At 66.5% G+C, this 14,615-nt stretch carries 14 protein-coding genes; 4 read left to right on the top strand and 10 right to left on the bottom strand.

Annotated elements, in window-relative coordinates; all coding sequences use genetic code 11:
• The 3 genes from P3W85_RS27205 to P3W85_RS27195 all read right to left on the bottom strand — a co-directional run.
• The coding region (locus tag P3W85_RS27205; RefSeq protein ID WP_276267026.1) for a GatB/YqeY domain-containing protein at window positions 1-340 on the bottom strand (340 nt) is incomplete at its 3' end.
• A 130-nt stretch (window positions 341-470) separates the two neighbouring features.
• Entirely contained in the window at window positions 471-683 is a 213-nt protein-coding gene (rpsU, locus tag P3W85_RS27200) for a 30S ribosomal protein S21 (protein WP_017226050.1), read from the bottom strand.
• A 100-nt stretch (window positions 684-783) separates the two neighbouring features.
• Complete coding sequence (locus tag P3W85_RS27195) at window positions 784-2,058, bottom strand: NAD(P)/FAD-dependent oxidoreductase (protein ID WP_017226049.1); 1,275 nt, start codon at window positions 2,056-2,058, stop codon at window positions 784-786.
• A 160-nt stretch (window positions 2,059-2,218) separates the two neighbouring features.
• On the opposite strand from P3W85_RS27195, the gene tsaD reads away from it, so the two are divergent.
• Window positions 2,219-3,253, top strand: coding sequence for a tRNA (adenosine(37)-N6)-threonylcarbamoyltransferase complex transferase subunit TsaD (tsaD, locus tag P3W85_RS27190; protein ID WP_276267025.1), 1,035 nt, complete (start codon window positions 2,219-2,221; stop codon window positions 3,251-3,253).
• 100 nt (window positions 3,254-3,353) lie between these two features.
• Here tsaD and folE2 read toward each other — a convergent pair whose 3' ends face one another.
• From folE2 to P3W85_RS27170, 4 genes are all read right to left on the bottom strand, one after another.
• Window positions 3,354-4,157 (bottom strand): GTP cyclohydrolase FolE2, encoded by an 804-nt coding sequence (gene folE2 / locus P3W85_RS27185; protein WP_276267024.1) that lies wholly within the window; start codon window positions 4,155-4,157, stop codon window positions 3,354-3,356.
• A 340-nt stretch (window positions 4,158-4,497) separates the two neighbouring features.
• Window positions 4,498-6,408, bottom strand: coding sequence for a 1-deoxy-D-xylulose-5-phosphate synthase (gene dxs / locus P3W85_RS27180; RefSeq protein WP_276267023.1), 1,911 nt, complete (start codon window positions 6,406-6,408; stop codon window positions 4,498-4,500).
• 58 nt (window positions 6,409-6,466) lie between these two features.
• Window positions 6,467-7,387, bottom strand: coding sequence for a polyprenyl synthetase family protein (locus tag P3W85_RS27175; RefSeq protein WP_276267022.1), 921 nt, complete (start codon window positions 7,385-7,387; stop codon window positions 6,467-6,469).
• On the bottom strand, window positions 7,384-7,683 hold the full coding sequence (locus tag P3W85_RS27170; protein WP_035807208.1) for an exodeoxyribonuclease VII small subunit: 300 nt from the start codon (window positions 7,681-7,683) through the stop codon (window positions 7,384-7,386). The genes P3W85_RS27175 and P3W85_RS27170 overlap by 4 nt, the downstream gene beginning before the upstream one ends.
• Before the next feature lie 356 nt (window positions 7,684-8,039).
• On the opposite strand from P3W85_RS27170, the gene P3W85_RS27165 reads away from it, so the two are divergent.
• The 3 genes from P3W85_RS27165 (at window position 8,040) to P3W85_RS27155 (ending at window position 11,197) form a co-directional block, all read left to right on the top strand.
• Window positions 8,040-9,143 carry an aromatic ring-hydroxylating oxygenase subunit alpha gene (locus tag P3W85_RS27165; RefSeq protein ID WP_017224913.1) on the top strand — a complete coding sequence of 368 codons (1,104 nt, stop codon included), beginning with the start codon at window positions 8,040-8,042 and terminating at the stop codon, window positions 9,141-9,143.
• A gap of 234 nt (window positions 9,144-9,377) precedes the next feature.
• On the top strand, window positions 9,378-10,298 hold the full coding sequence (locus P3W85_RS27160; RefSeq protein WP_017224912.1) for a DMT family transporter: 921 nt from the start codon (window positions 9,378-9,380) through the stop codon (window positions 10,296-10,298).
• 41 nt (window positions 10,299-10,339) lie between these two features.
• Complete coding sequence (locus tag P3W85_RS27155; protein WP_276267021.1) at window positions 10,340-11,197, top strand: sulfurtransferase; 858 nt, start codon at window positions 10,340-10,342, stop codon at window positions 11,195-11,197.
• Between the two features lie 51 nt (window positions 11,198-11,248).
• Here P3W85_RS27155 and P3W85_RS27150 read toward each other — a convergent pair whose 3' ends face one another.
• From P3W85_RS27150 to P3W85_RS27140, 3 genes are all read right to left on the bottom strand, one after another.
• On the bottom strand, window positions 11,249-12,076 hold the full coding sequence (locus P3W85_RS27150) for a ZIP family metal transporter (protein ID WP_051078656.1): 828 nt from the start codon (window positions 12,074-12,076) through the stop codon (window positions 11,249-11,251).
• A gap of 174 nt (window positions 12,077-12,250) precedes the next feature.
• Entirely contained in the window at window positions 12,251-13,126 is an 876-nt protein-coding gene (locus P3W85_RS27145) for a dienelactone hydrolase family protein (protein WP_276267020.1), read from the bottom strand.
• A 155-nt stretch (window positions 13,127-13,281) separates the two neighbouring features.
• Window positions 13,282-14,610: an NAD(P)/FAD-dependent oxidoreductase gene (locus P3W85_RS27140; RefSeq protein WP_276267019.1), complete on the bottom strand. Its 1,329-nt coding sequence runs from the start codon at window positions 14,608-14,610 to the stop codon at window positions 13,282-13,284.
• Window positions 14,611-14,615: the final 5 nt, after the last annotated feature.

Genomic DNA, 14,615 nt, shown 5'->3' with positions numbered 1-14,615 from the left:
CGGCGGCACCGCTTTCGGCCACCGCCTTCTGCACCTCGGCAGCGACTTCCGCATCGGACAGCGCTGCGGGCATATAGACCTTGAGCACTTCCACTTCGGCGCTTTCCTTGTCCGCCAGGTCGTTGCGGCCGGCTTGCTGGAACTGGGAGATGGAATCCTTGCGCTGCTTGATCAGCTTGTCGATCACGCCCTGCACGGCAGCGTCGTCGAGTTCGATGCGCTCGTCCACTTCCCGTTGCTTGATGGCCGCCAGCAGCAGGCGGATGGTGCCGAGGCGCTCGGACTCGCGGGCGCGCATGGCGGCCTTCATGTCTTCGCTGATACGGGCTTTGAGGGACATGGCAATTTTCCAGGAAAGAGTGGGCAGGACACTGGCGGCCTGGCAGGCACGCGAGCCACCGGGGCGCCAATGCAAAAACCCGCCGGAGCCGTGCCCACAGCGGGTTCTGATGCGGATGCGAAGGGTACGGTCAGTACAGCTTCTTCGGCAGCATCTGGCTGCGGATGCGCTTGTAGTGGCGCTTTTCGGCGGCGGCTTTCTTGCGCTTGCGCTCAGCCGTCGGCTTTTCGTAAAACTCGCGAGCCCGCAATTCAGTAATCAAGCCGTTCTTTTCGATGGTGCGCTTGAAACGGCGCATGGCAACTTCAAACGGCTCGTTGTCTTTCAGGCGGATCGTGGTCATTTTGCTGAAATAAGTGGCAGCTGTTAGCGGTTTTACGAAAGCTACAAGTGTAGCACAGGGATTGTCAAGACCGCACCGCGCAAATTTGCCGATACGCCGCTCAGGCCGCTCCCGCCGCCGCGGCTCGTGCGTTTTCCGCAACAGCCTGGCCAGCCGCCACGCCAGAGGCCCATGCCCACTGGAAGTTGTAGCCCCCCAGCCAGCCGGTCACGTCGACCACCTCGCCAATGAAATACAGGTTGGGCACCGTCCTTGCCATCATGGTGGCGGACGACAGCGCGCGGGTATCCACGCCGCCCAGCGTGACTTCGGCTTTGCGGTAGCCCTCGGTGCCCGCCGGCACCAGTTGCCAGCCGTTGAGCGCCGCACCGAGCCGGCGTAGTGCCTTGTCCGGCATGTCGTGCAGCGGCTGGGCGCCATTCAGGCCGGCCGCGGCGCACCAGGCGTCGGCCAGCCGGGAGGGCAGCCTCTCGGCGAGCAGGTTGGCCAGGTGTTTGCGGCTGCTGCCCTTTTGCTCGAGCAGCCAGGCGCCGGCGTCGTTGCCATCGAACAGGTCGATGGCGATGGGCGTACCCGGGCGCCAGAAACTGGATATCTGCAGTACGGCCGGACCGGACAGGCCACGATGGGTCCACAACAGGTCTTCCTTGAAGCCACCGGCCGTCTTCCCGCTGCCGGTGGCGATATCGACTTCCATCGACACCCCGGCCAGCGGCGCGAACGGCGCCCATCCCTGTCCGTCGAAGGTCAGGGGCACCAGCGCCGGCCGCGTCTCGGCCACGCCCAGCCCGAACTGGCGGGCAATGCGGTAGCCCAGGTCGGTGGCGCCGATCTTGGGAATGGAGAGCCCGCCGGTCGCCACCACCAGGGCGCCGGCCCGGATCGGCCCATGCGCTGTCATCAGCAGGAAATCCTCGCCCTCGCGCCGGACCTCGTCCACGCTGCATCCGGTTCGCCAGTGCACATTGCCGGCGCCGCATTCGGCACGCAGCATCTCGATCACCTGCTCGGCGCTGTCGTTGCAAAAGAGCTGGCCGCGATGCTTTTCGTGCCAGTCGATCTCATGGCGCCGCATCAGCGCAAGGAAATCCTGCGGCGTATAGCGTGCGAGCGCGGAGCGGCAGAAGTGCGGATTGGACGACAGATAATTGGCCGGCCCCGCCTGCAGGTTGGTGAAATTGCAGCGGCCGCCGCCGGAAATGCGGATTTTCTCGGCCAGGCGCGTGGCATGATCTACCAGTACCACGCTGGCGCCGCCCTGCCCCGCCACGGCGGCGCACATCATGCCGGCGGCCCCGGCGCCAAGCACCGCCACATCAAAGCGCCCTGCGCGCGCACCGGTCTGGCCGGTCTCCGCGGTCTGCTTGTTGCCCATGCCCATCCTGCCTTGAAAGAAGCGGCGATTGTAGCGAAAAGCGGGGCTGGCGCCGCTGTGCTACCCTGCTGGCCTTGCGCCAGGCAGCCGGCCCGACGGCCAGCCGCCTGCACCAACCCTTGATTTGCCGGCCTCGCCAGATGCCGGCCTTGCTGCTCCCATGCTTGTCCTCGGCATTGAATCTTCCTGCGACGAAACCGGCCTCGCCCTGTACGATACCGAAGCCGGCCTGCTCGCCCACGCCCTGCATTCCCAGATCGCCATGCACCGCGACTACGGCGGCGTGGTGCCCGAACTCGCCTCGCGCGACCATATCCGCCGTGTCCTGCCGCTCTTGCAACAGGTGCTGGACGAAGCCGGACGCACCCGCGCCGACATCGACGCCATCGCCTTTACGCAAGGGCCCGGCCTGGCCGGCGCGCTGCTGGTGGGCGCATCGGTTGCCAATGCGCTGGGCTTTGCCCTCCATGTGCCGATGGTGGGCGTGCACCACCTGGAAGGCCACCTGCTGTCGCCGCTGCTGACGCGCGATCCGCCGCCCTTCCCCTTCGTGGCCTTGCTGGTTTCCGGCGGGCACACGCAGTTGATGGAAGTGCGCGGCATCGGCGACTACGCCTTGCTGGGCGAGACCCTGGACGATGCCGCCGGCGAGGCCTTCGACAAGACCGCCAAACTGCTCGGCCTGAGCTATCCGGGCGGCCCCGAGGTATCGCGGCTGGCCGAGTTCGGCATGCCCGGCGTGTATGCCCTGCCGCGCCCGATGCTGCATTCGGGCAACCTCGATTTTTCCTTTGCCGGCCTGAAGACCGCGGTGCTGACGCAAACCCGCAAGCTGGCCAATGTGTGCGAGCAGGACCGCGCCAACCTGGCGCGCTCCTTCGTCGACGCCATCGTCGACGTGCTGGCCGCCAAGTCCATGGCCGCGCTCAAGCAGACCGGGCATCGCCGGCTGGTGGTGGCCGGCGGCGTGGGCGCGAATCGCCAGTTGCGCGAGCGCCTGGACCAGCTCGGGGTGCAGAAGAAGATCCAGGTCTATTACCCGGACCTGGCCTTCTGCACCGACAACGGCGCCATGATCGCCTTCGCCGGCGCCATGCGGCTGCAGGCCGCGCCCGAACTGGCGCAGCACAGCTACGGCTATGGCGTGACGCCGCGCTGGGATCTGTCGGACATCCGCTTGCCGGCGGCGCACTAGGCTTTCCCGCGTCGTTCTCCCACCCGAACGCCAAGAAAAAAGCCACCTTTACGGTGGCTTTCCTACTTTCTTGTTGCCCGGCTATCGCCAAGCCGGCCAATTACGCCGCGCGCTTGTCACGCTCGATCACGGCATAGGCGCTGTGGTTATGGATGGACTCGAAGTTCTCCGCCTCCAGCACGTAAGCCACGATGCGCTCGTCCGCGTTCAGGCGCATGGCGATATCGCGCACCAGGTCTTCGACGAACTTGGGGTTCTCATAGGCGCGCTCGGTGACGAATTTTTCGTCGGGGCGCTTGAGCAAGCCCCACAGTTCGCACGAGGCTTCTTCCTCGGCCATGCGCACCAGTGCCTCGACCGGCAGGTCGCCCGCCAGCTCGACGTTCATGGTGATATGCGAGCGCTGGTTGTGCGCGCCGTATTGCGAGATCTTCTTCGAGCACGGACACAGGCTGGTAACCGGCACCAGGGCCTTCAGGAAGACCTTGGCCGCGCCGTTGCGTACCTCGCCGATCAGCGTGACTTCGTAATCCATCAACGATTGCACGCCCGACACCGGCGCGATCTTGTTGATGAAATAAGGGAAGGTGACCTCGATGCGTCCGGCCTCGGCCTCGAGCTTGACCAGCATCTTGTCGAGCAGCGAGCGGAAGGTGGCCAGTTCGAGCGGCTCGCGCTCTTCCTCGAGCAGCGCGACAAAGCGCGACATGTGCGTGCCCTTCTGGTCGGCGGGCAGGTGCACGTCGAGGTTGAAGGTGCCGACCGTGGCCAGCACGCCGGCGGGGGTCTTCAGCGACAGCGGATAACGCACGCCTTTCACGCCAACCCGCTGGATCGGGATCTGGCGGGTATCGAGGCTCGACTGCACGTCGGGCATCACGAAGGCGGGATTGATGTCATTCATATCGGTCAGGTTTCCTCTACGGTCGCGGCATTTTTCGCAGTCAACTTTGCCGCGCAACGAGTGTGAAACCGCGGGCGAGCGCAAAGCCGATGCCGTCCCGCAGCTGCGAACACAGAACCTGCGATTCTAAGGGAAATCGTCTATTGCTGCCCACGGGCGGGCGATACCCGCACGATCCATACGGATGATGGCGCGATCGCCGCCGCCATGCGGCTCTGCCAAAGCCCGGGCAAGGCCCGGAACCGGAACGGTAACGAAGGCGGAACGGGGGTCGTACGATAACAGGAAGGAAAGGCGCCGGCGCGCCCGCCATCGGCGGACACGCCGGGATCGGGACGGATCAGGCCGCGCGCGTGGCGACTGCCGCCTGGGTCAGGCTGAAGCGCTCGCGCACGGCATGCTCGATGCCCGCCGCGTCCAGCCCGCATTGCGAGAGCAGGAAGGCCGGGTCGCCATGATCGACAAAGCGGTCCGGCAGGCCGAGCTGCAACACCGGCACGACGATGCCGGCGGCAGCCAGCGCCTCGAGCACCGCGCTGCCGGCGCCACCCATCACGCAGCCCTCCTCGACGGTGACGAGGTAATCGTGATCGCGCGCCAGCGTCTTCACGAGTTCCTCGTCGAGCGGCTTGACGAAGCGCATGTTGGCCACCGAGGCGTCGAGCGCCTCGGCCGCGCCCAGCGCCGGATGCAGCATGGAACCGAAGGCCAGGAAGGCCACGCGCTGGCCGGCCCGCGCGCCGCCGGTACGGCGCATCTCGCCCTTGCCCACCGGCAGCGCGGTGAGCGCGGCCTGCGTGGCCACGCCGGTGCCGGCGCCGCGCGGGTAGCGCACGGCGGTCGGGCACGCCTGCTGGTAAGCGGTGGTCAGCAGTTGGCGGCATTCGTTCTCGTCGGCCGGCGTCATCACCATCATATTGGGGATGCAGCGCAGGAAGGCGATGTCGTAGGCGCCGGCGTGGGTGGCGCCGTCGGCGCCCACCAGCCCGGCACGGTCGAGCGCGAACACCACCGGCAGGTTCTGCAGCGCCACGTCGTGGATCAACTGGTCATAGCCACGCTGCAGGAAGGTGGAATAGATCGCCAGCACGGGCTTGAGGCCTTCGCAGGCCAGACCGCCCGCGAACGTCACGGCATGCTGTTCAGCGATGCCCACATCGTAGTAGCGGTTGGGAAAGCGCTTCTCGAACTCCACCATGCCCGAGCCTTCGCGCATGGCCGGCGTCACCCCCACCAGGCGCGGGTCGGCGGCGGCCATGTCGCACAGCCATTCGCCGAAGACCTGGGTGTAGGTCTTGCGCGCAGGCTTGGTCGACGGGCGGATGCCTTCGGCCGGATTGAACTTGCCGGGACCGTGATACAGGATCGGATCGGCCTCGGCCAGCTTGTAGCCCTGGCCCTTCTTGGTGACCACGTGCAGGAACTGCGGGCCGCCGCCTTCGAGGGCACGCTGGCGGATGTTCTGCAGCGTCGGCACCAGCGATTCGAGATCGTGGCCGTCGATCGGGCCGATGTAGTTGAAGCCGAACTCCTCGAACAGCGTCGCCGGCACCACCATGCCCTTGGCATGTTCCTCGAAGCGCTTGGCGAACTCGAGCACGGGCGGGGCCACCGACAGCACGCGTTCGATGCCCTTCTTGGTGGCCGCGTAGAACTTGCCGCTCATCAGCCGCGCCAGGTGGTTGTTGAGCGCGCCGACCGGCGGCGAGATCGACATGTCGTTGTCGTTCAGCACCACCAGCAGCGGCAGGTCCTTGTAGACGCCGGCATTGTTCATGGCCTCGAAGGCCATGCCCGCGGTCATCGCGCCGTCGCCGATCACGGCGATCGACACGCGCTTCTCGCCCAGCGTGCGGGCGCCCAGCGCCATGCCCAGCGCGGCCGAGATCGAGGTGGAGGAGTGCGCGGTGCCAAAGGTGTCGTATTCGCTTTCGCTGCGGCGCGGGAAGCCCGAGATGCCGCCCCACTGGCGCAGCGAATGCATGCGGTCGCGGCGCCCGGTCAGGATCTTGTGCGGATAGCTTTGGTGCCCGACGTCCCATACCACGCGGTCGTCCGGCGTGTTGAACACGTAGTGCAGTGCGATGGTCAGCTCGACCGTGCCAAGGTTGGACGACAGGTGGCCGCCAGTCTGCGACACCGATTCGAGCACATAGGCGCGGAGTTCGTCAGCCAGCGTTCCGAGCTGCCGGCGGTCCAGCCTGCGGAGGGCTGCGGGGTCGTCAATAGTTTTGAGCAGTGCGTAGGTCATGATGTCCGTTCGGCGGCCGGATTCTTGTGCCCGGTTGTCGGTTTTCCTGCTTATCAATTCAGTTCGAGCGCAGCACGATCAGATCGGCCAGTTCGCCCAGGCGTCTGGCGCGCGCGCCAAAGACAGCCAGCGCTTCGTGCGCCGTCGTCCGCAGCTGCTCCGCCAGTTGGCGGGCAGGCTCGAGCCCCATCAGCGATACATAGGTCGGCTTGTCGTGGGCGGCGTCCTTGCCGGCGGTCTTGCCCAGCGTGGCGGTATCCGCGGTCACGTCGAGGATATCGTCCACCACCTGGAACGCCAGGCCCACGGCGGCGGCGTAGCGCTCGAGCGCGGCCATGCCAGCCTCGTCCACCGTGCCGCAGTACGCGCCCATGCGCACACTGGCGCGCAGCAAGGCACCGGTTTTCATGCGGTGCATCGCCTCGAGTTCGTCCAGCGACATGGCCAGGCCCACGTGCTGCAGGTCGATCGCCTGCCCGCCCGCCATGCCTACCGAGCCAGAGGCCCGTGCCAGCTCGGCCACCAGGCGCATGCGCGCGTCAGCGCCGAGCCCGGCCAGCGATGCGGCCTCGGCCAGCACCACGAAAGCCTGGGTCTGCAACGCGTCGCCCACCAGCAGTGCGGTCGCCTCGTCATAGGCCTTGTGCACGGTGGGACGGCCGCGGCGCAGGTCGTCGTCATCCATGCAGGGCATATCGTCGTGCACCAGCGAGTACGCATGGATCATCTCCACCGCGCAAGCCGCAGCATCGCACGCTTCGGGTGATGCGCCAACCACTTCGCCGGCAGCATGAACCAGCAGGGGACGTACCCGCTTGCCGCCGCCGAGCACAGCATACCGCATGCCTTCGTGCAGCGTGCAAGGCACGGTTACAGCGGCCGGCAGGGCGGCGTCGAGCGCGGCCTCGGTGCGGGCGCCCTGGGCGCCCATCCAGGCGGCGAAATCGCCGGCTTCGGCGGTCTGGCGCGAATCGCTCATTCTTGCTCTCCCGGGATGCCGGTTTCGGCGGTCACTGGCTTGAGCACGTCGCCCTCCAGCACTTTGACCTGCTGCTCCACGCGTTCGAGCATCTGCTGGCAATACCTGACCAGTTCCGCCCCGCGCTTGTACGCCGCCAGGGAGTCTTCCAGCGGCAGCGCGCCACCCTCCATGCTGGCTACCAGCCCTTCCAGCTCGGCCATGGCGGCCTCATAGGAAGCGGGCGGCGCGAGGGGCGACCGCTGGTCGGTCGGGGCCGGATCGATGTCGGCCGGGGAGCTCGTAGTCTTTGGCATTTCGGGCATTGAAACAGGGGAAGCTGGGATTTTACGCCAAAGCGGGACATTGCCCGCATCCCATCCGTCGGGTGAGGCGGAGGGCAACACCCGAAAGTGACTTGTGCGCTTGGGTCGTCTTTCCGAATGCGCCCCGAACGGCACCTCCATGACGACCCGGGTCGACTTTTTCGCTAAAAAGGCAAAAAAATCAGTCCCTTAACTTTTTCGCTCGGGTACAATCCGCGGTTCGTCAGCGTGAACTGCATCCATGCGCCCGGAGCGGGTCATGGCACGGCTGACAGTCTTTCCCAAATCGATTTCTTTTCGATGGTTGGGTTGTTCACTGCTTTCGCCTGTCATAGGGAGTGGGGATAATGTCCAATCTCAGCACCGCGCTGAAACTGGTGCCGGCTGATACGCAGCTGCCCGTCAACGTCTACTTCGACGAGCCACTGCATCAACAAGAACTGGAACTGCTGTTCAAGAAGGGCCCGGGCTATGTCGGCCACGAGCTGATGATCCCGGAGACGGGCGATTACCACGCCCTGGCGGCCGAGGAAGAAGGCCGCATCCTGGTGAGGAATGCCGACGGCATCGAGCTCCTGTCCAATGTCTGCCGCCACCGGCAGGCCATCATGCTCAATGGCCGCGGCAATGCGCAGAACATCGTCTGCCCCTTGCACCGCTGGACCTACGACCTGAAGGGTGAACTGCTCGGCGCGCCGCATTTCGCGGAGCAGCCGTGCGTGCACCTGAACCGTTCGCCGCTGCAGAACTGGAACGGCTTGCTGTTCGAGGGCCAGCGCGACGTGCGGGCCGACCTGGCTCGCCTGGGCGTGGCCGGGGACCTGGACTTCGACGGCTACATGCTCGACCACGTCGAGGTCCACGAGTGCAACTACAACTGGAAGACCTTCATCGAGGTCTATCTGGAAGACTACCACGTCGTGCCGTTCCACCCGGGCCTGGGCAGTTTCGTCTCCTGCGACGACCTGAGCTGGGAGTTCGGCGACTGGCACAGCGTCCAGACGGTTGGCCTGCACGCCGGCCTGAAGCGCCCGGGCAGCCCCACCTACCAGAAATGGCATGAGGCCGTACTGCGCTTCAACAACGGCGTGCTGCCGAAATACGGCGCGATCTGGCTGACGTACTACCCCAACATCATGGTGGAATGGTACCCGCACGTGCTCGTGGTCTCGACGCTGCATCCGCTCGGACCGGACAAGACACGCAATGTCGTCGAGTTTTACTATCCCGAGGAAATCGTGCTGTTCGAGCGCGAGTTCGTCGAGGCCGAGCGCGCCGCCTACATGGAAACCTGCATCGAGGACGACGAGATCGCTGAACGCATGGATGCCGGGCGCCGGGCGCTGCTAAGGCGCGGAGTCAGCGAAACCGGACCCTACCAGTCGCCGATGGAAGACGGTATGCAGCACTTTCATGAATGGTATCGCCGCGCCATGTCCTTCACCGGCTGACCTGCGGGCCAAGGCTTTGCGGCCTGCCGCAGTGGCAAATCAGGCAAAACGGACCGCCCCGGCGGTCCGTTTTGCGTTTGGTGCGGTGCACGCCCGCTGATACAATCGCCGCTTCCGGTGTGCGCCCGGCGCCGCGCCGGCCATCCGCCTTGCGCGGAGCCTTTCGAGATTCGAGAACCCGCGTGAGATCGGGGCCCGGATCGCGCGCTGTCTCATTCCTCCTTCGCCCCCGCCATGCAATCGCTCTGGATGCTGTTCGCCGCCTTCGCCTTTTCGTTGATGGGGGTGGGCGTCAAGCTGGCGTCCGAGTTCTACGGCACGGGCGAGATCGTGTTCTACCGCAGCCTGATCGGCGTCGTCATCATGTGGACGATACTGGCCTCGTCGGGCACCTCGGTACGCACGCCGCACATGGCCATGCATATCAAGCGCAGCCTGTTCGGCGTGACCGCCCTGCTGCTGTGGTTCACCTCGATCACCATGCTGCCGCTGGCCACGGCGATGACCCTGAACTACATGTCGCCGGTCTGGATCGCGCTGATCCTGGGCGCCGGCGCCGCGCTGACGGGCACCGGCGGCGCCGACCGCAAGCTGATCGGCGCCATCCTGATGTCGTTTGCGGGCGTGCTGTGCCTGCTGCAACCGTCCGTCGGGCACAACCAGCTCACCGGCGGCCTGATCGGCCTCATCTCCGGGATCTTTACCGCGCTGGCCTATGTCGAGGTCCGGCAGCTCGGCCAGCTGGGCGAGCCCGAAGGCCGCATCGTGTTCTATTTCTCGGCGGTCGGCATGACGATCGGACTGATCTGGATGCTGTACTCAGGCCCGAGCCCCCACAGCTGGCGCGGCGCGGGCCTGCTGCTGGCCATCGGGGTCCTGGCCACGCTCGGCCAGACCGCGATGACGCGCGCCTACAAGCGCGGCAACACCCTGCTCACCGCCAACCTGCAATATGCCGGCATCGTGTTCTCCAGCCTGTGGGGCATGATGGTCTGGCGCGACCAGCTCAACTGGCTGTCCTGGCTTGGCATGGCGCTGATCGTCGCCAGCGGCATCGCCACCACCCTGACGCGGGCGCGCGAAAGCTCCAACCGGCAACCCACCGCCGACACCCCGGTCAAGTCGGCAGAAGCGGAAGTGCATCCCGAGGTGTAGCATCGTAGGCCAGTTGCGCTTTCCCAACCCAAGGTTATCCCATGTTCACCACCCTGATCTCCAGCCAGGACCTGCGCGCGCTGCGCGAAGACGGCGGCCGCCACAGCGTCGTGATCGACTGCAGCTTCGACCTCGCCAACCCGGCCGCCGGGCGCGAGGCCTACCATGCGGGCCATCTGCCCGGCGCCTTCTATCTGCATCTGGACAATGAACTGTCCGGCGAAAAGACCGGCGCCAACGGACGCCATCCGCTGCCCGACCCCGACACGCTGGCCGCGCGCCTGCGCGCGCTCGGCGTGAATGAAGCCAGCCAGGTGGTTGCCTATGACGCGCAGGGCGGCATGTACGCGGCGCGCGCATGGTGGCTGCTGCGCTGGCTGGGCCACGGCGCGGTCGCCGTGCTGGATGGCGGCAAGAGCGCCTGGGTAGCGGCCGGCCTGCCGCTCGAGGCCGGCAACGCGCCGGAACCCGAAACGCCCGGCACGCTGGCGCGCAAGGCCGCGCTGGTGGCCACCGTGGATGCCGGCGCGGTGCTGGCCAACCTGGCCAGGCCTGCGCGGCTGGTGGTCGACGCCCGGGCGCCGGACCGCTTCCGTGGCGAGAACGAAACGCTCGATCCCGTGGGCGGACATATCCCGGGCGCGGTCAATCGCTTCTTCAAGGACAACCTGCAGGACAACGGCGCGTTCAAGCCCGCCGCAGCGCTGCAGCAGGAATTCGGCCAGGTCTTGGGCAACACGCCCGCCAGCCAGGCCGTCATGCAATGCGGCTCGGGCGTGACCGCGTGCCACAACCTGCTGGCACTGGAAGTGGCCGGCCTGCCAGGTGCCGCGCTCTATCCCGGCTCCTGGAGCGAGTGGTGCGCCGACCCCGCGCGGCCGGTGGCCAGCGGAACCTGAGCCCGGCGACCCTGGCGCGCATGCCTGGCCGGCGGCTCGCGCCGCCCAGGCTTATCGGGCGGGAGCCGCCACACCATGCGCATGACCCTCGCCATGCGCATGGTGTACATCCTTGGTAACGAAGTAGATGGCGCAGATCCCCGTGGCTACCAGTACAACCTGGATGATGGACTCGCGCCAGCGCGGCTTGCGCTGCATCTGCGGCATCAGATCGCTGACGGCGATATAGACAAAACTGCTCGAGGCAATCACCAGCACATAGGGAATCCAGCTGCTCATCTGGTCGAGCAGGAAATATCCCACCAGGCCGCCGGCGATGGCCGCTACGCTGGACAGCAGGTTGAAGGCAAAGGCGCGCGCCTTCGAAAAACCAGCGTTGAGCAGCACGATGAAATCGCCCACTTCCTGCGGGATCTCGTGGGCGGCGATGGCCAGCGCGGTGACCAGCCCGATATGCGGGTCCGCCAGGAACGCCGCGGCGATCACGATGCCGTCGGCAAAATTGTGGAAGGTATCGCCCACCAGGATGGTCAGGCCGCTGCGCCCGGCTTCCTCGCGGTCATGCCCGTGGTGGTGGTGGTGCCCGTCACCCTCGTGGTGATGCGAGTGGCGCAGCAGCGCGACCTTCTCGAGCAGGAAAAAACCGAGCAGGCCGGCCAGCAAGGTACCGAACAAGGCGCGCGGATCGGCACCCGACTCGAACGCCTCCGGCAGCGAATGCAGCAGGGCCGTGGCCAGCAGCACCCCGACCGAGAAGCTCACCATGCGCTCCACCACGCGCGAGGCTGCCGTCAGCGTCAGCAGCGCCGCCCCGAAGATACTGCCCACCCCCGAGATAGTGGCGGCAAGCAGGATATAGGCAAGGGTGGAATGGATGATAGGCTCCCGGGATCGGTTATGCGCCCCTGGGGAGCAGCATCGATCTCAAACGCAACACTGTTGCAAGAAACGAAGCCCGCATTGTACGTAGATTGGCGCCGACTTTGCAATGACCATCGTCGGCGCGTGTACGCGAGAGGGGAAAGGCGGCGGTGCCAACGCCACGCGCGCCGCTCAGGAGACGCCGTGCTGCCTGAAGGATGCCAGGCAGCGCTGCCAGCCATCCCTGGCGTCGGCCTCGCGATAGCTCGGGCGATAGTCGGCATTGAAGGCATGGCCGGACTCGGGATAGACCACGAAGACCGACGACCTGGCGTTCGGGTTGCCCGACTCCGCCAACGCCGCCTTCATCTTTTCCACCTGCTCCTGCGTGATACCGGTGTCCTTGCCGCCGTAAAGCCCGAGTACCGGCGCCTTGAGCTCGCCGACCAGATCGATCGGGTTCTTCGGCTTGATGGGCGTGGGCTCGCCCATCAGCTGGCCGTACCAGGCCACGGCAGCCTTGACCTGCCGGCTGTGCGCGGCGTAAAGCCAGGTCACGCGCCCGCCCCAGCAAAAACCGGTGATGGCCAGCTTGCCGGTATTGCCGCCATTGGCCGCGGCCCAGGCCACGGTGGCATCGAGATCGCCCATGACCTGCTCGTCCGGCACCTTGGAAATCAACCTGGCCTGCAGCTCCTGGATGGTCCCGAAACTGCCGGGATCGCCCTGGCGCGCAAACAGTTCCGGGGCGATGGCCAGGTAGCCCAGCTTGGCGAAGCGCCGGCAGATATCGGCGATATGTTCGTGCACCCCGAAGATTTCGCTGACCACCAGCACCACCGGCAGCCTGGTCTTGCCTTCCGGCCGGGCACGGTAGGCGGGCATGCTGAAACCACCCGAGCCGATCGTGACCTCGCCCGCGGTCAGGCCGGCGAAATCGGTCTTGATCGCCTGCGCCATCACGGGCAATGCGGCCGCGGCAAATGCCGAGCCCAGCGCGGTCTTGACGAAAGACCGCCGGTCAAAGGACTGGCCGGGGACAAGGCTTTCCACTTCTGGCTTCAGCATGCGGTCTCCTGTTTGGTTTGGCTTGGATGGCCGATCCGGATGGGCAAGGCATGGCGGCGCGGCGGCCGGAAACAGGCTCCGATTCTAAGCAAACATGGCGACAAACGCACGCGGCCGGCGGACGGGGGCCAGGACCGCCCCCGCGCCGGCACCCGTCAGTGCAGTTTCACGCGCGGACTGGTCTTGCTGCGCAGCCAGTGGGTCACGGTGTCCAGCCCCATGCGCACGGCGCCGTGCAGCGCCAGGACATGCATGCGGTACAGCGAGGTGTACATGACGCGCGCCATCAGCCCCTCGATGAACATCGAGCCGCCGATCAGGCCGCCCATCAGGCTGCCGACCGCGCTGAAGTGCCCCAGCGAAACCAGCGAGCCCAGGTCCTTGAACGCGAATGCCTGCAGCGGCTTGCCATTGAGGCGTGCGCGCAGCGCATCGAACAGGAACATGGCCTGCTGGTGGGCGGCCTGGGCGCGCGGCGGCACGGCGCTCTGCTTCTCGGGCCAGGGGCAGCTGGCGCAATCGCCGAAGGCGAAGATATCGGGATCGGCTTCGCTCTGCAGGGTGGGCTTGACCACGATCTGCCCCATCCGGCTCACCGGCAGGCCCAGGGTGGCCAGCACCGCGGGCGCGGTAATGCCGGCGGCCCAGACCGTCAGGTCGGCGTCGATGCGTTTGCCGCTGGCGGTCAGCACCGCATCGGCCGTGACCTCGGTCACGCGCTCGCCGGTGAAGACCTCGATATCGAGCTTGTGCAGCAGCTTGGTGGTCTCGGCGGAAACCCGCTCGGACAGCGCAGGCAGGATACGCGGGCCGGCCTCGATCACGTGGATGCGCACATCGCGGCGCGGGTCCAGCTGGTGCAGGCCGTAGGCGCTGAGGACATGCGCGGTATTGCGCAGCTCCGCCGAGAGTTCGACGCCGGTGGCGCCGGCGCCGATGATGGCGATGTCCACGCGCGGCCGGCCGTCTTCGCCGAGCCGCCCGCGGCCGTTCTGTGCACGCACGCAGGCGGAAATCAGCCGGCGGCGGAAGCGCTCCGCCTGCTCGACGGTGTCGAGCGCGATGGCATTCCCGGCAGCGCCGGGCACGCCGAAGAAATGCGTCACGCAGCCGATCGCCAGTACCAGGGTGTCGTAGGGGAGTTCGCGCGCCGGCAGCAGCTCCGAGCCGTCGAGGTCGACGCAGCCCGCCACTGAAATGGTCTTGCGGGCGCGGTCGATGCCGGTCAGCTCGCCTTGCTGGAACTCGAAATGATGCCAGCGCGCCTGCGCGACATACTCGAGCTGATGGGTGTTGGGATCCATGCTGCCGGCTGCGACTTCATGCAGCAGCGGTTTCCAGATATGCGTGGGCGAGCGGTCCACCAGTACCACCTGCGCGGCCCCGCTCTTGCCGAGCTTGTCGCCCAGCCGCGTGACCAGTTCCAGCCCGCCTGCCCCGCCTCCGACTACGATGATGCGATGCGCCCTTCCCTCTGTGCTCATGATCT

Origin of the sequence: Cupriavidus basilensis (genome assembly GCF_029335485.1) — a bacterium.
Taxonomy (GTDB): domain Bacteria; phylum Pseudomonadota; class Gammaproteobacteria; order Burkholderiales; family Burkholderiaceae; genus Cupriavidus; species Cupriavidus basilensis_E.
This window is presented reverse-complemented; position numbering and strand designations above follow the sequence as displayed.

Bases quoted from the DNA above. Each gene is read 5' to 3' on its own strand.
- folE2 (WP_276267024.1), bottom strand. From the start codon at position 4,157: ATGAATGACATCAATCCCGCCTTCGTGATGCCCGACGTGCAGTCGAGC.
- P3W85_RS27140 (WP_276267019.1), bottom strand. From the start codon at position 14,610: ATGAGCACAGAGGGAAGGGCGCATCGCATCATCGTAGTCGGAGGCGGG.
- P3W85_RS27170 (WP_035807208.1), bottom strand. From the start codon at position 7,683: ATGCCAAAGACTACGAGCTCCCCGGCCGACATCGATCCGGCCCCGACC.
- rpsU (WP_017226050.1), bottom strand. From the start codon at position 683: ATGACCACGATCCGCCTGAAAGACAACGAGCCGTTTGAAGTTGCCATG.
- P3W85_RS27155 (WP_276267021.1), top strand. From the start codon at position 10,340: ATGTTCACCACCCTGATCTCCAGCCAGGACCTGCGCGCGCTGCGCGAA.
- P3W85_RS27160 (WP_017224912.1), top strand. From the start codon at position 9,378: ATGCAATCGCTCTGGATGCTGTTCGCCGCCTTCGCCTTTTCGTTGATG.
- P3W85_RS27175 (WP_276267022.1), bottom strand. From the start codon at position 7,387: ATGAGCGATTCGCGCCAGACCGCCGAAGCCGGCGATTTCGCCGCCTGG.
- P3W85_RS27165 (WP_017224913.1), top strand. From the start codon at position 8,040: ATGTCCAATCTCAGCACCGCGCTGAAACTGGTGCCGGCTGATACGCAG.
- P3W85_RS27195 (WP_017226049.1), bottom strand. From the start codon at position 2,058: ATGGGCAACAAGCAGACCGCGGAGACCGGCCAGACCGGTGCGCGCGCA.
- dxs (WP_276267023.1), bottom strand. From the start codon at position 6,408: ATGACCTACGCACTGCTCAAAACTATTGACGACCCCGCAGCCCTCCGC.
- P3W85_RS27145 (WP_276267020.1), bottom strand. From the start codon at position 13,126: ATGCTGAAGCCAGAAGTGGAAAGCCTTGTCCCCGGCCAGTCCTTTGAC.
- tsaD (WP_276267025.1), top strand. From the start codon at position 2,219: ATGCTTGTCCTCGGCATTGAATCTTCCTGCGACGAAACCGGCCTCGCC.